This window comes from Gimesia alba, from assembly GCF_007744675.1.
In the GTDB taxonomy this organism is placed as follows: Bacteria; Planctomycetota; Planctomycetia; order Planctomycetales; family Planctomycetaceae; genus Gimesia; species Gimesia alba.
Window position 1 is genome coordinate 7,720,010 of the sequence record NZ_CP036269.1, and the last position, 13,812, is coordinate 7,733,821.

The 13,812-nt window shown below is 48.5% G+C and carries 17 protein-coding genes; 2 read left to right on the forward strand and 15 right to left on the reverse strand.

The features are described from left to right. Nucleotides 1-58 precede the first annotated feature (58 nt). From Pan241w_RS28980 to metF, 12 genes are all read right to left on the reverse strand, one after another. Entirely contained in the window at nt 59-790 is a 732-nt protein-coding gene (locus tag Pan241w_RS28980) for an RNA ligase family protein (RefSeq protein ID WP_145223014.1), read from the reverse strand. Between the two features lie 89 nt (nt 791-879). Then, nucleotides 880-1,173: a hypothetical protein gene (locus tag Pan241w_RS28985; RefSeq protein ID WP_198000228.1), complete on the reverse strand. Its 294-nt coding sequence runs from the start codon at nt 1,171-1,173 to the stop codon at nt 880-882. After that, a complete protein-coding gene (locus Pan241w_RS28990) occupies nt 1,170-1,709 on the reverse strand; it encodes an alpha-ketoglutarate-dependent dioxygenase AlkB (protein WP_145223016.1) in 540 nt (179 codons plus the stop codon). Before Pan241w_RS28990 ends, Pan241w_RS28985 begins: the two co-directional genes overlap by 4 nt. Before the next feature lie 169 nt (nt 1,710-1,878). After that, nucleotides 1,879-2,352 carry a macro domain-containing protein gene (locus Pan241w_RS28995; protein WP_145223018.1) on the reverse strand — a complete coding sequence of 158 codons (474 nt, stop codon included), beginning with the start codon at nt 2,350-2,352 and terminating at the stop codon, nt 1,879-1,881. A gap of 60 nt (nt 2,353-2,412) precedes the next feature. Then, nucleotides 2,413-2,721, reverse strand: coding sequence for a hypothetical protein (locus Pan241w_RS29000; RefSeq protein ID WP_145223020.1), 309 nt, complete (start codon nt 2,719-2,721; stop codon nt 2,413-2,415). 64 nt (nt 2,722-2,785) lie between these two features. Continuing rightward, nucleotides 2,786-3,217, reverse strand: coding sequence for an NUDIX hydrolase (locus Pan241w_RS29005; protein ID WP_145223022.1), 432 nt, complete (start codon nt 3,215-3,217; stop codon nt 2,786-2,788). 62 nt (nt 3,218-3,279) lie between these two features. Continuing rightward, on the reverse strand, nt 3,280-3,714 hold the full coding sequence (locus Pan241w_RS29010) for a DUF6188 family protein (RefSeq protein ID WP_145223024.1): 435 nt from the start codon (nt 3,712-3,714) through the stop codon (nt 3,280-3,282). Beyond that, nucleotides 3,701-4,114, reverse strand: a complete 414-nt coding sequence (locus Pan241w_RS29570) for a hypothetical protein (protein ID WP_198000229.1) — start codon at nt 4,112-4,114, stop codon at nt 3,701-3,703. Before Pan241w_RS29570 ends, Pan241w_RS29010 begins: the two co-directional genes overlap by 14 nt. Before the next feature lie 15 nt (nt 4,115-4,129). Beyond that, nucleotides 4,130-4,918 (reverse strand): ADP-ribosylglycohydrolase family protein, encoded by a 789-nt coding sequence (locus tag Pan241w_RS29020; RefSeq protein ID WP_145223026.1) that lies wholly within the window; start codon nt 4,916-4,918, stop codon nt 4,130-4,132. A 94-nt stretch (nt 4,919-5,012) separates the two neighbouring features. Then, complete coding sequence (locus Pan241w_RS29025) at nt 5,013-5,450, reverse strand: SMI1/KNR4 family protein (protein ID WP_145223027.1); 438 nt, start codon at nt 5,448-5,450, stop codon at nt 5,013-5,015. 100 nt (nt 5,451-5,550) lie between these two features. Further along, on the reverse strand, nt 5,551-6,408 hold the full coding sequence (gene aroE / locus Pan241w_RS29030; protein ID WP_145223029.1) for a shikimate dehydrogenase: 858 nt from the start codon (nt 6,406-6,408) through the stop codon (nt 5,551-5,553). A 49-nt stretch (nt 6,409-6,457) separates the two neighbouring features. Next, nucleotides 6,458-7,333, reverse strand: a complete 876-nt coding sequence (gene metF / locus Pan241w_RS29035) for a methylenetetrahydrofolate reductase [NAD(P)H] (RefSeq protein ID WP_145223031.1) — start codon at nt 7,331-7,333, stop codon at nt 6,458-6,460. 465 nt (nt 7,334-7,798) lie between these two features. On the opposite strand from metF, the gene ahcY reads away from it, so the two are divergent. Both ahcY and Pan241w_RS29045 read left to right on the forward strand, forming a co-directional pair. Next, a complete protein-coding gene (ahcY, locus tag Pan241w_RS29040; protein ID WP_145223032.1) occupies nt 7,799-9,130 on the forward strand; it encodes an adenosylhomocysteinase in 1,332 nt (443 codons plus the stop codon). A gap of 191 nt (nt 9,131-9,321) precedes the next feature. Then, the gene (locus Pan241w_RS29045; RefSeq protein ID WP_145223034.1) at nt 9,322-10,341 is read left to right on the forward strand and encodes a sugar phosphate isomerase/epimerase family protein; all 1,020 of its coding nucleotides are present in this window, start codon (nt 9,322-9,324) and stop codon (nt 10,339-10,341) included. Nucleotides 10,342-10,422: 81 nt separating this feature from the next. Here the strand turns inward: Pan241w_RS29045 and Pan241w_RS29050 are convergent, their stop codons facing one another. The 3 genes from Pan241w_RS29050 to Pan241w_RS29060 form a co-directional block, all read right to left on the reverse strand. Continuing rightward, complete coding sequence (locus Pan241w_RS29050) at nt 10,423-11,469, reverse strand: fatty acid desaturase family protein (protein WP_145223036.1); 1,047 nt, start codon at nt 11,467-11,469, stop codon at nt 10,423-10,425. A gap of 326 nt (nt 11,470-11,795) precedes the next feature. Beyond that, nucleotides 11,796-13,274 (reverse strand): sulfatase family protein, encoded by a 1,479-nt coding sequence (locus Pan241w_RS29055; RefSeq protein ID WP_145223038.1) that lies wholly within the window; start codon nt 13,272-13,274, stop codon nt 11,796-11,798. A 226-nt stretch (nt 13,275-13,500) separates the two neighbouring features. Further along, nucleotides 13,501-13,734: a SlyX family protein gene (locus tag Pan241w_RS29060; protein WP_145223040.1), complete on the reverse strand. Its 234-nt coding sequence runs from the start codon at nt 13,732-13,734 to the stop codon at nt 13,501-13,503. Nucleotides 13,735-13,812 lie beyond the last annotated feature (78 nt).

Genomic DNA, 13,812 nt, shown 5'->3' on the forward strand with positions numbered 1-13,812 from the left:
TTCTGCGTGAATCGAGTTGATTATACATTGATCAGAACTCCCGTCTGAACTATATCGGCTAGAGCAATTCCGTCCTCTCAAAAAGCGCGTTCTGTTGCTTCAAGTTTTCTTCCAGCTCCTGTTTCAGGTCAGCTGATTCACCTGCGCGCCGAGCCAGTTCATCCAGCCATGTCTTCGTCTTGATTTTCACCATCCATACGTCTTGGTCGGTTTTACCTTTGCGACGACGGGTAGTTGTGACACCTTTGGCAACGGCACCTTCTTTGACAGGATAATTCCCGTGATAAACATTCTGCATAAACTCTTTTGTCAGCGAGCCCTTATAGATTACCTCGGCGATATCCAGATGCCCGAAGTGTTGCTCAAAATGGAGAGGCAAAACAAACCCTTGTTCGGGAATCAGAATTTCGAACAGTTTCAGATCTTTTTCTTCGCCATCCCGGTGCAAGCCGGAAAACGTGTGTTCGCCGTAGAATTCACAAAAGGCAACCAGCGATTTTGTGTTTCGGTATTCTTTGTACTTGCGGATACCAGCGAGAATCTGATCTGCATATTTCGACTGAAACATAGAAATGGCGCCGCCAAATAACGGATTTCCCTCGTTGATCGTGCGCTTCCGGGTAGCGCACTGACACCAGCCTTCTTTTTGTGTCCATCTGAACTGCAGATTGGATCCATCATATTTATGAAACGCGATACACGGCTGATCAATGACATCAATATCTGGTCCTTCAATGGACGGATAACGCGCCAATTGCGGACGTTGTCTGCGTGATTTTTGCTTTGACATAGAACTACCCCTGGTAGGTCAATTAGAGAGAATACAAGTCCCGACAATGACACAAAGAGGAGCACAAAGGTTCGATATCAGTATTTTTATCAAACATTGACTAGAAAAATAATAACGGCAATCAGAACGACTGCACCGAGGATTGGCAGATAGACGCGCGGGGAAATGTTTCCTGGAGCATCGTCGGCGACAATCTTGTTGCCGCTGAGGTCAAGAATCCATTCCGAAAGACGACCATGAATCGCATACACCAGTCCCAGCACAATGCCAAATCCCAAGAGTACCTGCAAACGAAGATCCCCGACGCCGCCGATGAACGTCCAGCTGAGTAAAACCAGTAAAAGTACTACCAGCACTCCGGCGGTGATGCGTTTTGAGTTCATATGTCACAATTCGATTTCTTGCTGATCTGTCGAAATGTCAAACTGATTCGTTCACCCGCGTCAGGATCTTTTGGAATCGCGTGCTGCCAGTGATTCTGTATCTCATTTGTCATATAAAGCAGTGCACCACTTTTTAGAAAATACTGAAACTTGACCGCTTTGTCTATCTTGCTCCGATAAGACATCTGCCGTTCTGAACCCAGTGAGACGATGACCACCCCAGTCCCCGGCATGAGTTCAACTGTAGAATCCGAGTGATAGCCCATCGTTGACTGACCGTTGGGGTAATAATTCATTAAACAATTGTTGGGACCAAAGCCCACTGTCTGCTGAATTTTTTCACAGACGGGCTCCAGTTCTGACAGCATTTCTGTTTTAGGATATGTCATCCCGGAGTAATTATAGGCCACACCAAAACTGGCTGTTTTTCTGGCTTTCATCCGCTCATCCCACTCAACACCATCACGCAGGGAACGAAACAGTTCGTCCGGATTATCCAAAAAATTTTCGATGAGGCAGAGCTCTGGTTCGTTCATAACCTTGTTTCGCCAACTAATAAAATTCTCTCCAGTTTCAGTTCCAGCCACTGTTTGCCGCCGCAATGAATGCATTTTGTCACGTTGATTTTTAAGTCAGACTGGATTTCAACCGTTTGGGTTCGCACGACTTGCGTTTGAGGTTCCAGATGACTTCAATGGCCGATGCTCAATCTTTGCGGACTCCGTACTTTACAATCACAACGTGTGCCTGGCTCTCAATTTTTTCAAACGCATTGCACATGACCTCAAGTGACCATGCTTTACCCCGGTTTCCTGACCCTGATCCAATGAGGGGAAACGCGACACTCTGAAACTGATTTTCATTGACGATTTTCATGACATTGATGACCGAGTTGGTCACGGAATACTCGGTTGCAAACCAGAGCAGATTGATCCCGGCTACATGGATGATGGCCTGATATGGTAACCGCCCGGCCGAAGTCAACCGGGCTTCTCCCAGAGGGATCGCGCCACATTGGGCGACTTCCTGAAACGGCTTTATGCCTCCCTGTTTCTTGATGGCGCCCGATACGCCTTGCGGCAACAGTAGCCACCAGGGAATCACATTCCGATTCCAGCTGTTGACAATCACGTCCGTTTTTTGATCTAAAATATTTCCCGTGACAATATCTAATTTCATGACCGCGACCAGGTTTCAAGAATGATACACAGAGGATGTTCGATCGCTCCTCACATCACCTTAGACACGTTCACTCGAACTTTTTGTGTATCTTTCTGAATTAATTCCACGTGCCTGGTCTCGCCAGGGAATCCATTTGCGGGCCATGTCTTTTGAATAGTAACTCCGAATTTGATCCAGAGTTACTTCGTCTTCGAGCTGATTGAGAATGCGGTATACTCGAATCATCTCGTAGGCAATAACCATCAAAGCAAATAGCAACCAGAGGGGAACTGTGCCAATTTCGTATCGAATAGAAAAGCCGGCTAGACAGCCCCCGATCAGAAACGGCCAATTGATCAATGTGGGATAGAGGTCTAATTTTTCCATGTGTGCCTCTGATATCCGCTTAACAAGGTAATTAACCATCTTAAATGGTTTTCCACAAATTCAATCATAACAATCTGCTGCTGAGATCGTCAAAAATCAACGGGGGAACAAGCTGTTTTCTGACCGCTTTCAGTTCATTTCGACTCAACCAGGAAACTTGAAAGGGTTCGCCATCCGACTCGGTTCCTGTTTCAGGCAACGCTTCCCTGACCGCATCATCAATGTCACAGAGATAATGAAACATGATTTCGTGTTCGGGCCTTCCCAGAAATTCAAAGATGGATTCATGAAAATTCAGAAATTCCAACTCATGGCCGGTCACTCCCAGTTCCTCGGAGAGTTCGCGTTTCGCAGCCGCCTCCAGCGTCTCGCCAAATTCCACACCGCCCCCTACAGGAACATAGAAACGAAAATCACGTACCGGATCAAAGCCTTCTGCGAGCAGCACTTGCCCCTTGTTGATCAGTGAGATAATGACTTTGGCGCGGATTTTCATACTCGTGTTTTCTTCCCGGAATGATTAACTTCTGTTTTCTTAGCTGTGATTGAGAAAAACACTCAGTATATCAGAAAGCCTTGAGCTCCGTGAACGGAAATGGAATGCTTGACCGTACGGGTATGTGGCCTGGGGTACTGAAAATGCCACGCTTCATAACCCGTTGTTGATTCTATTTCCAACCGTTCACCGGTCTCAAAGCTTAAAATCATACAACCATTATACCGGGCCACTGCTTCCTTGAGCCGGCAACCTATCAGATAGTCAAGTCTGAGTAAATCAGCGCGCCAGAAACCGGTGCCTGGTTTCGTACCACAAATGACATATGAACTGTTTGAATCGCTGATCCGGAGTTCGTCTTCGAACATAATCAGAGATTGCTCAGAAATCTGGCTTTCGAAGACCATGCCTGTCAGACCGGTTTCACAAAAGGAAACCAAGGAATCTCCTTCAATCGGTAGAATCAAATCGCAGTCGCGTTTTTCAAGTATTTTCATGTTTGATACCGGCTTTATGCAATGCAGCCATCGCGCGGAAGGCCACTTCGCCCCACTGTTTTCGAACAGGTTCCGGCGTCTCTTTCGGAATAGTTCGCCATTCATGTATGAGGAACTGAATCTGCTTAGGTTCTAGCCAGAGTGCAAGTCGTCCTTTTTCTTGTTCTGCGTCGGCATTCGTGAAATTGCCTTTATCACGAAGTCTGTCGCGGGCTTCTGCGAGCAGCTCTTTATAGTTGGACAGAAACGGCTCCGCAAGCGCGGATTCCAATACCGCCTGAAGATTCCATAACACACGCATCTCTGCCTGATCTTCAAGCCCGAACAGCTCCTCTTCAGTAAATCGAGTCAGCAACTCGAACAGAACCAGCGCTTCATCATCGTTTAGTTTGATGTCCATGATTTTTCATTTCTTCTACTTCCCCTCAGGTTGTCGCTCGACAAAACGCTCGTAAAACGACTGCACTGTATTTCGAATTTGCTGATCCAGCAACGGTAACGTCGGCTCGTATATTTCTTGAGGCACACCACCATAAAAAGGTTCTGCTATCGCACCGGCAATACAGGCCATTGTATCTGCATCGCCGCCCAGTGAGATCGCATTCCGGATGGCGGATTCGAAATCGGTTGACTCCAAAAAGGCGATGATGGATTCCGGCACCGAGCCCTGACAGGAAACATCAAACACATAATGCGGCCGGATCTCTTCCAGTGAGCGCTGTAAATCGTAACCGAATGTGGTTTCGATATACTCACGGATTTCAGTCCGGGAACTTCCGTTGCGAGCCAGAAAGACACAGGCTGCCGTTGCCTGAGCACCATAGATCCCCTGCTGATGATTGTGGGTCACCTCTGCCGATTTTTTCGCCAGATACAGGCAGTCTGCCAGAGTTTCAGTTGCATAAGCCACTGGACTGACACGCATTGCAGAGCCGTTTCCCCAACTCTGATAGGGCACGCGTCGGCGCAACTGAGCCCAGGACAGAAACGTGTGTCCGTAACCTGCATCCGGATAGAGTTTGACATAACGATGCAGGGTGTTGACGAGATCGTTCTCTTTTAACAGCCAGTCTGCCACAGCGGTTGTGAGCACCGTATCGTCGGTAAAGGTCGACTCTTCACGAAACAGATAAAAATCTGTCGACTTTGTCGGAAAATGTTCGAAGTATGAACCGATAACATCGCCTGCAATCGCACCCCACATTATCTGGAACTCACAGAAACGAATAGACAAAATTTTTCTTCAACAAGATTCATTTCGATTGAGGTCTACTTTCTTATTAAGCGTCTTGCCGTTTTCACAACAACAATTCTCCAGAGAGCCAGCGTTCCAGATACATCGACAGTGAGGGGGCACAGCAGGTTCGACTGTCTTCTTCGTGGCTCCAGACAAATACATCGGGCCTGCGGATTTCACCTGCCTGAATCGTATAGGCAAACAAATCTCCATTGCCGGCATCGGCGAAGAAGAGCAGGGGGTCGAAGGGCATATACATCGTTGCAAAGTCGGGATTCTCTCGGAAGTATTTGTTTTCCCGGACAATCCGGTCCAATGGCCAGATCAGCCCCAGCCCATATTGTCCTTCTACGCCGTTTGATTCTTGCAGAAGAGTAACCAGATCTTCCGGCAGACGGACACCTAAGTCCGCTTCCACTTTTTGGATTTCATGTCGCTTTGCGCCTGAAAAGAATTGCGCGTCTTTGCAGAACTTTAAAATGTGTTCTTTCCATGACATGCAGAAGTTCCAAAATGAAAGGACCTAAGAATAGACTGCCCGCCATTTCAGAGTATCATTTCTGCAAATGAAGCTCAAGAAATTCTTTCGTCACTGTAATTCACACTCCAAACACTTCTTCCAGCGCCGTCCGCATGACGTTTGGATCGGGATCTACGCCAGTCCAGAGTTGGAAGCCGATGACGCCCTGGTTGACGAGCATTCCCAGGCCGTCCAGTGTGGGGCAGCCGAGCTTCGAGGCTTCGCGGAGCAAGTGGGTTTGTGGCGGATTGGGAATCACGTCGGAGACGATCATGTTCGACTTGAGCGAACTGAAATCGAGCGGGAAGACCGCATCGACATCGGGGTACAAGCCGATGGATGTCGCGTTAATCACGACGTCGACGTCTTCGGCGAGAGTGTAATCTCTGTCCCATTGTGTGAAAGAAACGGGGACGCTGGTTTTTTCACTCAAAAGTTGAACGAGTGCTTCGCCGCGCTCGGCGCTGCGGTTGACGATGGTGATCTCTGCGGCTCCTGCAAGTGCGGTTTCCACACCAATCGCGCGGGCAGCGCCGCCGGCACCAAACATGACGATTTTTTTACCCGCGGGGTCTGTCAGTTCTTTCAACGACTGCACGAAGCCTTTGCCGTCCGTGTTCTCGCCGACCAACTTATCGCCTTTACGGACGATGCAGTTGACTGCCCCCATCATCGCGGCGGCGTCACTGATGCCATCGAGGTGTTGGATCACGGCGACTTTATGGGGGATCGTTAAATTCGCGCCCCGAAAGCCCATTGCCCGTAAACCACCGACTGCCTGCTCCAGATTTTCCGGCGCGACCTCTATTGTCAGATAACGCCATTCCAGGCCACAGTCATTGTAAGCCGCTTCCATCATGCATTGGGTCGGATTCTCTGCGACCGGCTGTCCGAATACACAAGTCAGTTCCTGTTTGAAATTGAGCGGCTGATTCATGAGGTTCCTTCTTTTTGCTGCTTTAGTGACTGCAATAGCCGATTTGATGTTATGCTTCGTGAAAACCAAGTGCCTCAAAGATGCGCTTGCAGGCGAGTGAACGATTCAATGCGTAAAAGTGAATGCCGGGCACACCATCATCGATCAGTTCCTGGCATTGACGGATCGCAAATTCCACACCGATTTCGAACTGTGCCTTGAGGTCGTCCTGAACAGCTTCCAGCTTCTCCGTTAATTCCACCGGGAATTCAGAATTGCACATCGAACTAATCCGCTGGATTCGCCGGAATTCGGTGATCGGCATGATGCCTGGAATGATCGGACAGGTAATTCCCGCTTGAACACAGCGTTCGCGAAAATTGTGAAAATGGGTGTTGCTAAAGAAGAGCTGTGTATAAACGGCATCCGCACCGGCGTCGACTTTGCGTTTGAGATTCGTCAAATCGGTTTCCGCATCAGGAGATTCGGGATGCACTTCCGGGTAGCCGGCGACGCCGATCCCCATCTGAGGAAAATGTTCTCGAATCAAAGCTACCAGTTCGTTTGCATGCTTCAAACCACCATCGGCGGGCACAAAAGTTTCCTGCCCTTTGGGAGGATCGCCGCGCAATGCCATAATGTTGGTGATGCCGGCTTCAGAAGCACTGTGTAGCCATTCGATCAACTGGTCCCGCGTGGAGGCGACACAGGTAAAGTGTGCGGTCGCCGTGGTATGTAGCTGGTTCTGGATTGTTTCGCATAACTCGATGGTCCGTTTGCTGGTTGACCCTCCCGCACCATAAGTACAGGAAACAAAAGCCGGCTGATAGCGGATCAGCTCTTCCAGTGTCCGAAACAGCTCTGCATCGCCGCTTTCGTTTTTGGGAGGGAAAATCTCCACAGAAAGGTCAAATGTCCCGGATCGATATAATTCACTAATTCGCATTCTATTTTCTTGTCTGAAGAGGGTTTAAAACCACGTGCTTTGCTCTAGAATCATCCTGAGAGAAGCTTGCACAGTGTATAAATTATCGCTTTTGCAGGTCAACAAAACTGGGTTTTCTATTGCCACCTCGGTTCGATTTGCCTATCTTGCAGTCAGCACAGACACCGTTTATCTGGCTATTCAAGCAGCTTATCGAATCGTCGGACTGCTAGACTTGGGATATAGTAATAGATGGTGTCTCAGATCGTCAGAGTTAAACGCCTTCGTTTTGAAGAAACAAATCAGTCAGAACAGGCATTTAAATAGAAACGCGTTCTGATTTTTCCTGATCTCTTACACTGGTTTTGATCAGTGTTCATTTTGTTTGCTCAAGTAAAGCAACTATAATGCCATCATTCAAGCCCGTTTCAGCTTGAACACGAATCAAAAACTCCCCTTTTCTAATTGAATCAAAAAGGATTGAGAATGTCGACCGAAACCAACTCACTGCCGTATAAAGTCAAGGACTACAGCGACGAGGAATTCCAGAAGCTCGCTGCCTGGGGTCGCAAGGAAATTGAACTGGCAGAAACAGAAATGCCCGGTTTGATGGCTTTGCGGGAAAAGTACGGCAAAGAGCAGCCACTCAAAGGGGCTCGGATCGCCGGCTGTCTGCATATGACCATTCAGACCGCAGTGCTGATCGAAACATTAACCGCTCTGGGAGCCGAAGTTCGCTGGTCGAGCTGTAACATCTTTTCCACACAGGACCATGCAGCGGCTGCGATTGCAGCGACCGGCGTGCCTGTCTTTGCCTGGAAAGGCATGAATGAAGAAGAGTTCGACTGGTGTATCGAGCAGACGCTCTACTGGCCGAACGGCGAAGCATTGAACATGATTCTGGACGATGGCGGCGACCTGACTGTCATGGTTCACGAAAAGTACCCCGAACTGCTCAAAGGTATTAAAGGTCTGACCGAAGAAACGACCACCGGCGTGCATCGTCTGCATCAGATGCACGAACAGGGAAAACTGGGTGTGCCAGCCATCAATGTCAATGACTCTGTCACCAAGAGTAAATTCGACAACCTGTATGGCTGCCGGGAATCACTGGCAGACGGCATCAAACGTGCCACCGATATTATGATCGCCGGTAAAGTGGTCGTTGTCTGTGGATACGGTGATGTTGGTAAAGGCTGTGCCGACGCCATGAAAGGCTTGGGAGCACGCGTGCTGGTTACGGAAATCGATCCGATCTGTGCACTGCAGGCTGCGATGGAAGGCTTCGAAGTCACCACGATGGAAGAGGCTGCCAGCCGCGGCGATATCTTCGTGACTGCTACCGGCTGCTGCGATGTGATCTGTGGCGAACATCTGGATAACATGAAAAATGAAGCGATCATCTGCAACATCGGTCACTTCGATTCCGAAATTCAGATCGCTTACCTGAAGAATCGCAAAGACATCGAGCAAATCGAAATCAAACCTCAGGTCGACAAATTTGTTTATCCTGATGGCAAGGCGTTGATCGTGCTCGCGGAAGGCCGCCTGGTCAATCTGGGTTGTGCGACTGGCCACCCTTCGTTTGTGATGTCGAACAGTTTCACCAACCAGGTGATCGGACAGATCGAACTCTGGAACGAAACCGACAAATACGAAATCGGCGTCTACATGCTTCCGAAACAGCTGGACGAAGAAGTCGCCCGTCTGCACTTGGACAAACTGGGCGTCAAACTTTCGAAACTGTCAAATGACCAGGCAGAATACCTGGGCATTCCTGTCGAAGGACCTTACAAGCCGGAATACTATCGCTACTAAGAGCGATGAGCCTCCGACATTAGATTTTGAAGCCTCTGAATCACTCAGGTTGTGGTTCGGAGGTTTCTTTTTGGTAGTAATCCAAACTGTGATTGTCAGTTGAGGAACGAGTTTTTATAATCCGAAAGCAGTTTTTCATGTGAAAACTGATCCTGCAACCCCTTTCATCAAAAACAGAGAAAGCTCCTTTCATGACACAGTCTTCTTCCCGCCGTGAATTTCTGAAACAAACGACGACCTTTTCTGCCGGGCTCGCGTTGACCGGTTGGGCCGGTTCCGCTTTCGCGGCGAGTTCGCTCAACAATCCCTTATTCGAAATTTCCCTGGCAGAATGGTCTCTGCACCGCGCACTCAGAGGCGGAAAGCTGGACAACCTTGACTTTGCTAGAGTCACTAAAGAAGAGTTTGGTATCAATGCCGTTGAGTATGTGAATCAATTCTTCAAAGACAAAGCCCGGGACAAAAAATACCTGGCCGAGATGAATAAGCGGGCCGCTGATGTTGGCGTGAAAAACCTGCTGATCATGATCGACGGGGAAGGGGCACTCGGTGATCCCGATCCCAAAAAGCGGACACAAGCCATTAAGAACCATCACCAGTGGGTGGAAGCGGCCAAAACACTGGGTTGTCATTCCATTCGCGTGAACGCCCGCAGCAATGGCAGTTATAAAGAGCAGCAAAAACTGGCAGCCGACGGTTTACGTCGTCTGACTAACTTTGCCGCGAAGTATGGCATTAACGTGCTCGTAGAAAATCATGGTGGCCTGTCTTCCAACGGAGCTTGGCTGGCTGGTGTGATGAAGATGGTCAACCTGCCCGGCTGTGGCACATTACCCGACTTCGGCAATTTTGTACTCGACCGTAAAACCGGTGAAGAATATGACCGCTATAAAGGGGTCAAAGAACTGATGCCTTATGCCAAAGCCGTCAGTGCCAAAACACACGAGTTCGATAAAGATGGAAACGAGATCAAGACAGACTATGTGAAGATGATGAAGATCGTGCTCGATGCGGGCTACCATGGCTACGTGGGCATCGAATACGAAGGCAGCAAGCTCGACGAATATGCGGGTATCAAAGCCAGCAAGAAACTGCTGCTTAAAGTTCGGGAAGAACTGACACCAGAGGAAGCAGTCGCTCCTCAGGCTGTCGAATGTTATGAACCAGGTCGCAGACGCATCTTCCGCCGCCGTCGTCTTTTCAGAAGATAAACAGTCTCTCTCTTTCAGAGCAATAAAAAAACGCCTCATCGTGACTGCTGCGATGAGGCGTTTTCTGTTTTTACAGATCGACTATGAGGCACGATGCGCCTTCGAGACGTCCCGATCAGAGAGAATTTCTCTGGCGACATCGGTCACAAAGTTATCAGCGCCAAGCCATTTCTCTTTTTTCGGAGCAGGGGCTCCTACATTCATTCCAACCCCCGGCTTCCAGAGCGCGGGTATGGTATGCTTCATGGCTGACATGTAAGTTGTAAAGACCGGATACTTGGTATCAGGATTGTCGTGCTGATAATTGTCCATCTTTTCGACCAGTTTGTTGTGAGCAATTTTGGGATGTCGATGGTGAGGACCATGCACGAAGATATCGAAGTTAATGTAAGTACAAATCCGGGTAATCAGGTTGGAACCGATCACAGTTCGTGTGCCCAGCAAAGGATCATAGCTTTGCATACCCAAGTGTTCTGTGAATTTGCGGAAGGTTTGAATCACACTGGCAACCCAGTGGGGAATAATCCAGGCTACAATGAATGGTTTCCAGAGCGAGAACCAGGCAATGGTGCCCAGAATCAATGCCCAGACAACCGCCATGGCGGCATATTCCATTCGCATGGCTTTCATGATTTCCGGTTTTTTCACCGGGGTGTTTTTACTGAAACACAAGCGAGCGTACACAAACGGAGAAGTAAAAAATCCAAATGGCAATTCCAGCCAGCAGAAAATGCGGCGGAATGTCAGTGATGTTTTAGGGTCGGAATAAGGCCACAATTCCCAATCGCCAGGCTTGTTCAAGTAAGCATGGTGACGGATATGGGCTTCCCGATATGCGGTATAGGACACAAACAGCATGGTACCGATGGCGCGTCCCATCCAGATACTGACCCAGGGTTTTCCACAAATTCCCTGGTGGGATGTTTCGTGAAAACAGCTCGACCAGCAGAACATGCTGTAAGCAGCGATCAGCGTCAAACCAACCTGGTAATACCAGATACTGGAAGGCCATTGGAAAGCCAATGCTAGAATGGCAGCCGATCCAAATAGAGAGTGTAAAAAACGGGGGGTTGTCGACTTTGTTTCGAGATCGCAGATCTCTTTGGCGGTGTAATGAGTAACCGACATGGCACGTACCTCCTGGTTGTGCTCAAACTTTTAAAACGGTTCGTTAAAATACGTATCGGAAAAGCGGGCCTATGCTTCATCAGGGGAAATGTCACATTTTGGCCAGTTCGGATTGAGTTCTGGCAGTTTTTTTTGCCTCACTCAAACTTCCCGATACTTTTAGAATAAGTCGGTAAAAGACTAATGTAGAATTGAATTGTCAGGCAGCGTAGAGAATCTACAGAGCAAATGCACAAACATCCTGTCGCACCGGTTTTAACGATTATGCCGCCAGCCGTTCAGAGGCAGTCCGTTTAGATACGAAGGAGTAATCCCACCAACCGGGATTAGTTCGAGGCAGGCAGATAGAGCGAGGATTCGGGAAACAACTTCTTGGTCATCAGAACCGTCTTTGATTTGCCACCATGCCAGATATCCCATTTGGGGTCGGCATATTTAGTAAAGAACTGATCCATGCGCTGCTTGAGTTCTTTTCGTTTGCTGTTGAATTCAGAATCTCCGATCAGATTCTTTCGTTCTCCGGGATCTTGGGTCAATTGGTAGAGTTCGTTCGGCGTTTCCCGGAACCGTTCTATGTATTTCCAGTCTTTGGTCCGGATGGCGCGCACATTTTCAAACTCATAGAACACGACTTCAGACCAGGGAATCTGTTCGCCTTTGAGTACCGGCGCAAAATTACGGCCGGGAGTTGCTGGTTTTTCTGGAATTTGATCCTGCAAGCCCAGATAGTGGAGCAGGGTCGGGTACACATCATAGTTGGCCACCATCATATCCTGCCGAGCACCAGAGACGATTTTTCCGGGTTGAGAGAAGATCAGCGGGATTGTCATCGTCCAGTCGAACGCCGTCAGAGGTCGCGTATGATCGCCCATCCCCCAATAGCCACTATGTCCGCCGGCTAGACCCTGATCCGCGGTGAAAATTACCAGCGTGTTCTCGCGAAGCCCCAGATCTTTCAATGTCTGCATGATCTCTCCGACGCCATCATCGACGGCGGAAACTTCTGCCGCATATTTGCGAATGATGCCGAGGTCACCAATCCAGTCCCCATAATTGAAATTCCAGGGCTGTGGCTTCTCTCGAGGAAATGAGGGGAACGTCATCTTTTCATAGTCTGCTTTGAACCGGTTTTTGATCGGCTCCTTCATGGCGGAACCTAAGCCGTAGGGGCCGTTGTATGCCAAAAACAGAAAGAACGGTTTATCCTGATTTTGTTTGATGAATTTGATGCCGTGCTGCGTCCATAAATCCGTGAGATAAGTTGGCTCTTCACGAATTTTTTCGTGCTCGATTACTTTCTGATTGTAAAAACCCGCACTGCCGCCATGTGGTTTTGTTATCCAATAGGAAAAGCCTTCCTGTGGATAGAGATTATCACCCAGATGCCATTTTCCCGACAGCCCGCAAACATAACCGGCATCATGCAGGACCTGTGGAATCGACTGGAACTCTTCCAGCGTATTAAACGAATCAGGGCCGGTTTGAATCCGTGGTCTGAGATAACAGTGCACTCCATGCTGGCAGGGCATGAGGCCGGTGAGAAATGTAGCACGAGTTGGCGAGCAGACAGCGTTGTTCGCAAACGCGCGCGTGAACAACGTTCCTTCTTTTGCCAGCTGGTCAATATGCGGGGTCTTAATATCCTTGTTACCATAACAACCCAGCGTCCATTCACCATGATTGTCAGTCATGATAATTACAACGTTAGGCTGCTTTTGCTCTGCAGCCGGCAAAATTCCAACGGTCAAAACACTCAGGAACAGGATCAGGCTACTGTTAAGAAATACTGAAATTACCCGACGCATGAGTATCGCCCCTTCCGGAAGTCAAACCTGGATTACTAACGACTGTTAATTAAATCATGCGGCATCGTCGGATTATTTTCAAGCGGTTCCTTTGATAGAGTCGTAGATTTATTACCGATTCAACGGAATTCTGAGAATTCCACATTCTGTCATCATGTCCAGTCGAGATTGAGTGGCGACGCAAATGGGGTTAGAAGGGAACAGAAATGAAGCAACGTGATACGGCTTAATAATGAGGTGGCTTTTCTTGATAAGGATCCCGACCTTCGTCTTCTTCTTCCAGGGCGCCCAGACGGGAATCGAGTGATTTCAGTGACTTATTCAAAGCATCAACGGTTGTGTTCTGCTGGATAATGGCCTGATTTAACTGTTCGACTTCATGTTGAAGATGCATCAACACGGATTCGACCTGAGTTAAACGAGACGATAGTTCTTCCAGACTGGATGGAATCTCATTCATTCGAGAGCATGCCTTTCGCGGACGGTACTGTTATTATTCTGCTGAAGAGTTATGATGACGCTAAAATTTTATTTAGTC

Excerpts from the sequence above, each read along its gene's own strand:
- Pan241w_RS28980 (WP_145223014.1), bottom strand. The coding sequence starts at position 790 with ATGTCAAAGCAAAAATCACGCAGACAACGTCCGCAATTGGCGCGTTAT.
- Pan241w_RS28985 (WP_198000228.1), bottom strand. The coding sequence starts at position 1,173 with ATGAACTCAAAACGCATCACCGCCGGAGTGCTGGTAGTACTTTTACTG.
- Pan241w_RS28990 (WP_145223016.1), bottom strand. The coding sequence starts at position 1,709 with ATGAACGAACCAGAGCTCTGCCTCATCGAAAATTTTTTGGATAATCCG.
- Pan241w_RS28995 (WP_145223018.1), bottom strand. The coding sequence starts at position 2,352 with ATGAAATTAGATATTGTCACGGGAAATATTTTAGATCAAAAAACGGAC.
- Pan241w_RS29000 (WP_145223020.1), bottom strand. The coding sequence starts at position 2,721 with ATGGAAAAATTAGACCTCTATCCCACATTGATCAATTGGCCGTTTCTG.
- Pan241w_RS29005 (WP_145223022.1), bottom strand. The coding sequence starts at position 3,217 with ATGAAAATCCGCGCCAAAGTCATTATCTCACTGATCAACAAGGGGCAA.
- Pan241w_RS29010 (WP_145223024.1), bottom strand. The coding sequence starts at position 3,714 with ATGAAAATACTTGAAAAACGCGACTGCGATTTGATTCTACCGATTGAA.
- Pan241w_RS29570 (WP_198000229.1), bottom strand. The coding sequence starts at position 4,114 with ATGGACATCAAACTAAACGATGATGAAGCGCTGGTTCTGTTCGAGTTG.
- Pan241w_RS29020 (WP_145223026.1), bottom strand. The coding sequence starts at position 4,918 with ATGTGGGGTGCGATTGCAGGCGATGTTATCGGTTCATACTTCGAACAT.
- Pan241w_RS29025 (WP_145223027.1), bottom strand. The coding sequence starts at position 5,450 with ATGTCATGGAAAGAACACATTTTAAAGTTCTGCAAAGACGCGCAATTC.
- aroE (WP_145223029.1), bottom strand. The coding sequence starts at position 6,408 with ATGAATCAGCCGCTCAATTTCAAACAGGAACTGACTTGTGTATTCGGA.
- metF (WP_145223031.1), bottom strand. The coding sequence starts at position 7,333 with ATGCGAATTAGTGAATTATATCGATCCGGGACATTTGACCTTTCTGTG.
- ahcY (WP_145223032.1), top strand. The coding sequence starts at position 7,799 with ATGTCGACCGAAACCAACTCACTGCCGTATAAAGTCAAGGACTACAGC.
- Pan241w_RS29045 (WP_145223034.1), top strand. The coding sequence starts at position 9,322 with ATGACACAGTCTTCTTCCCGCCGTGAATTTCTGAAACAAACGACGACC.
- Pan241w_RS29050 (WP_145223036.1), bottom strand. The coding sequence starts at position 11,469 with ATGTCGGTTACTCATTACACCGCCAAAGAGATCTGCGATCTCGAAACA.
- Pan241w_RS29055 (WP_145223038.1), bottom strand. The coding sequence starts at position 13,274 with ATGCGTCGGGTAATTTCAGTATTTCTTAACAGTAGCCTGATCCTGTTC.
- Pan241w_RS29060 (WP_145223040.1), bottom strand. The coding sequence starts at position 13,734 with ATGAATGAGATTCCATCCAGTCTGGAAGAACTATCGTCTCGTTTAACT.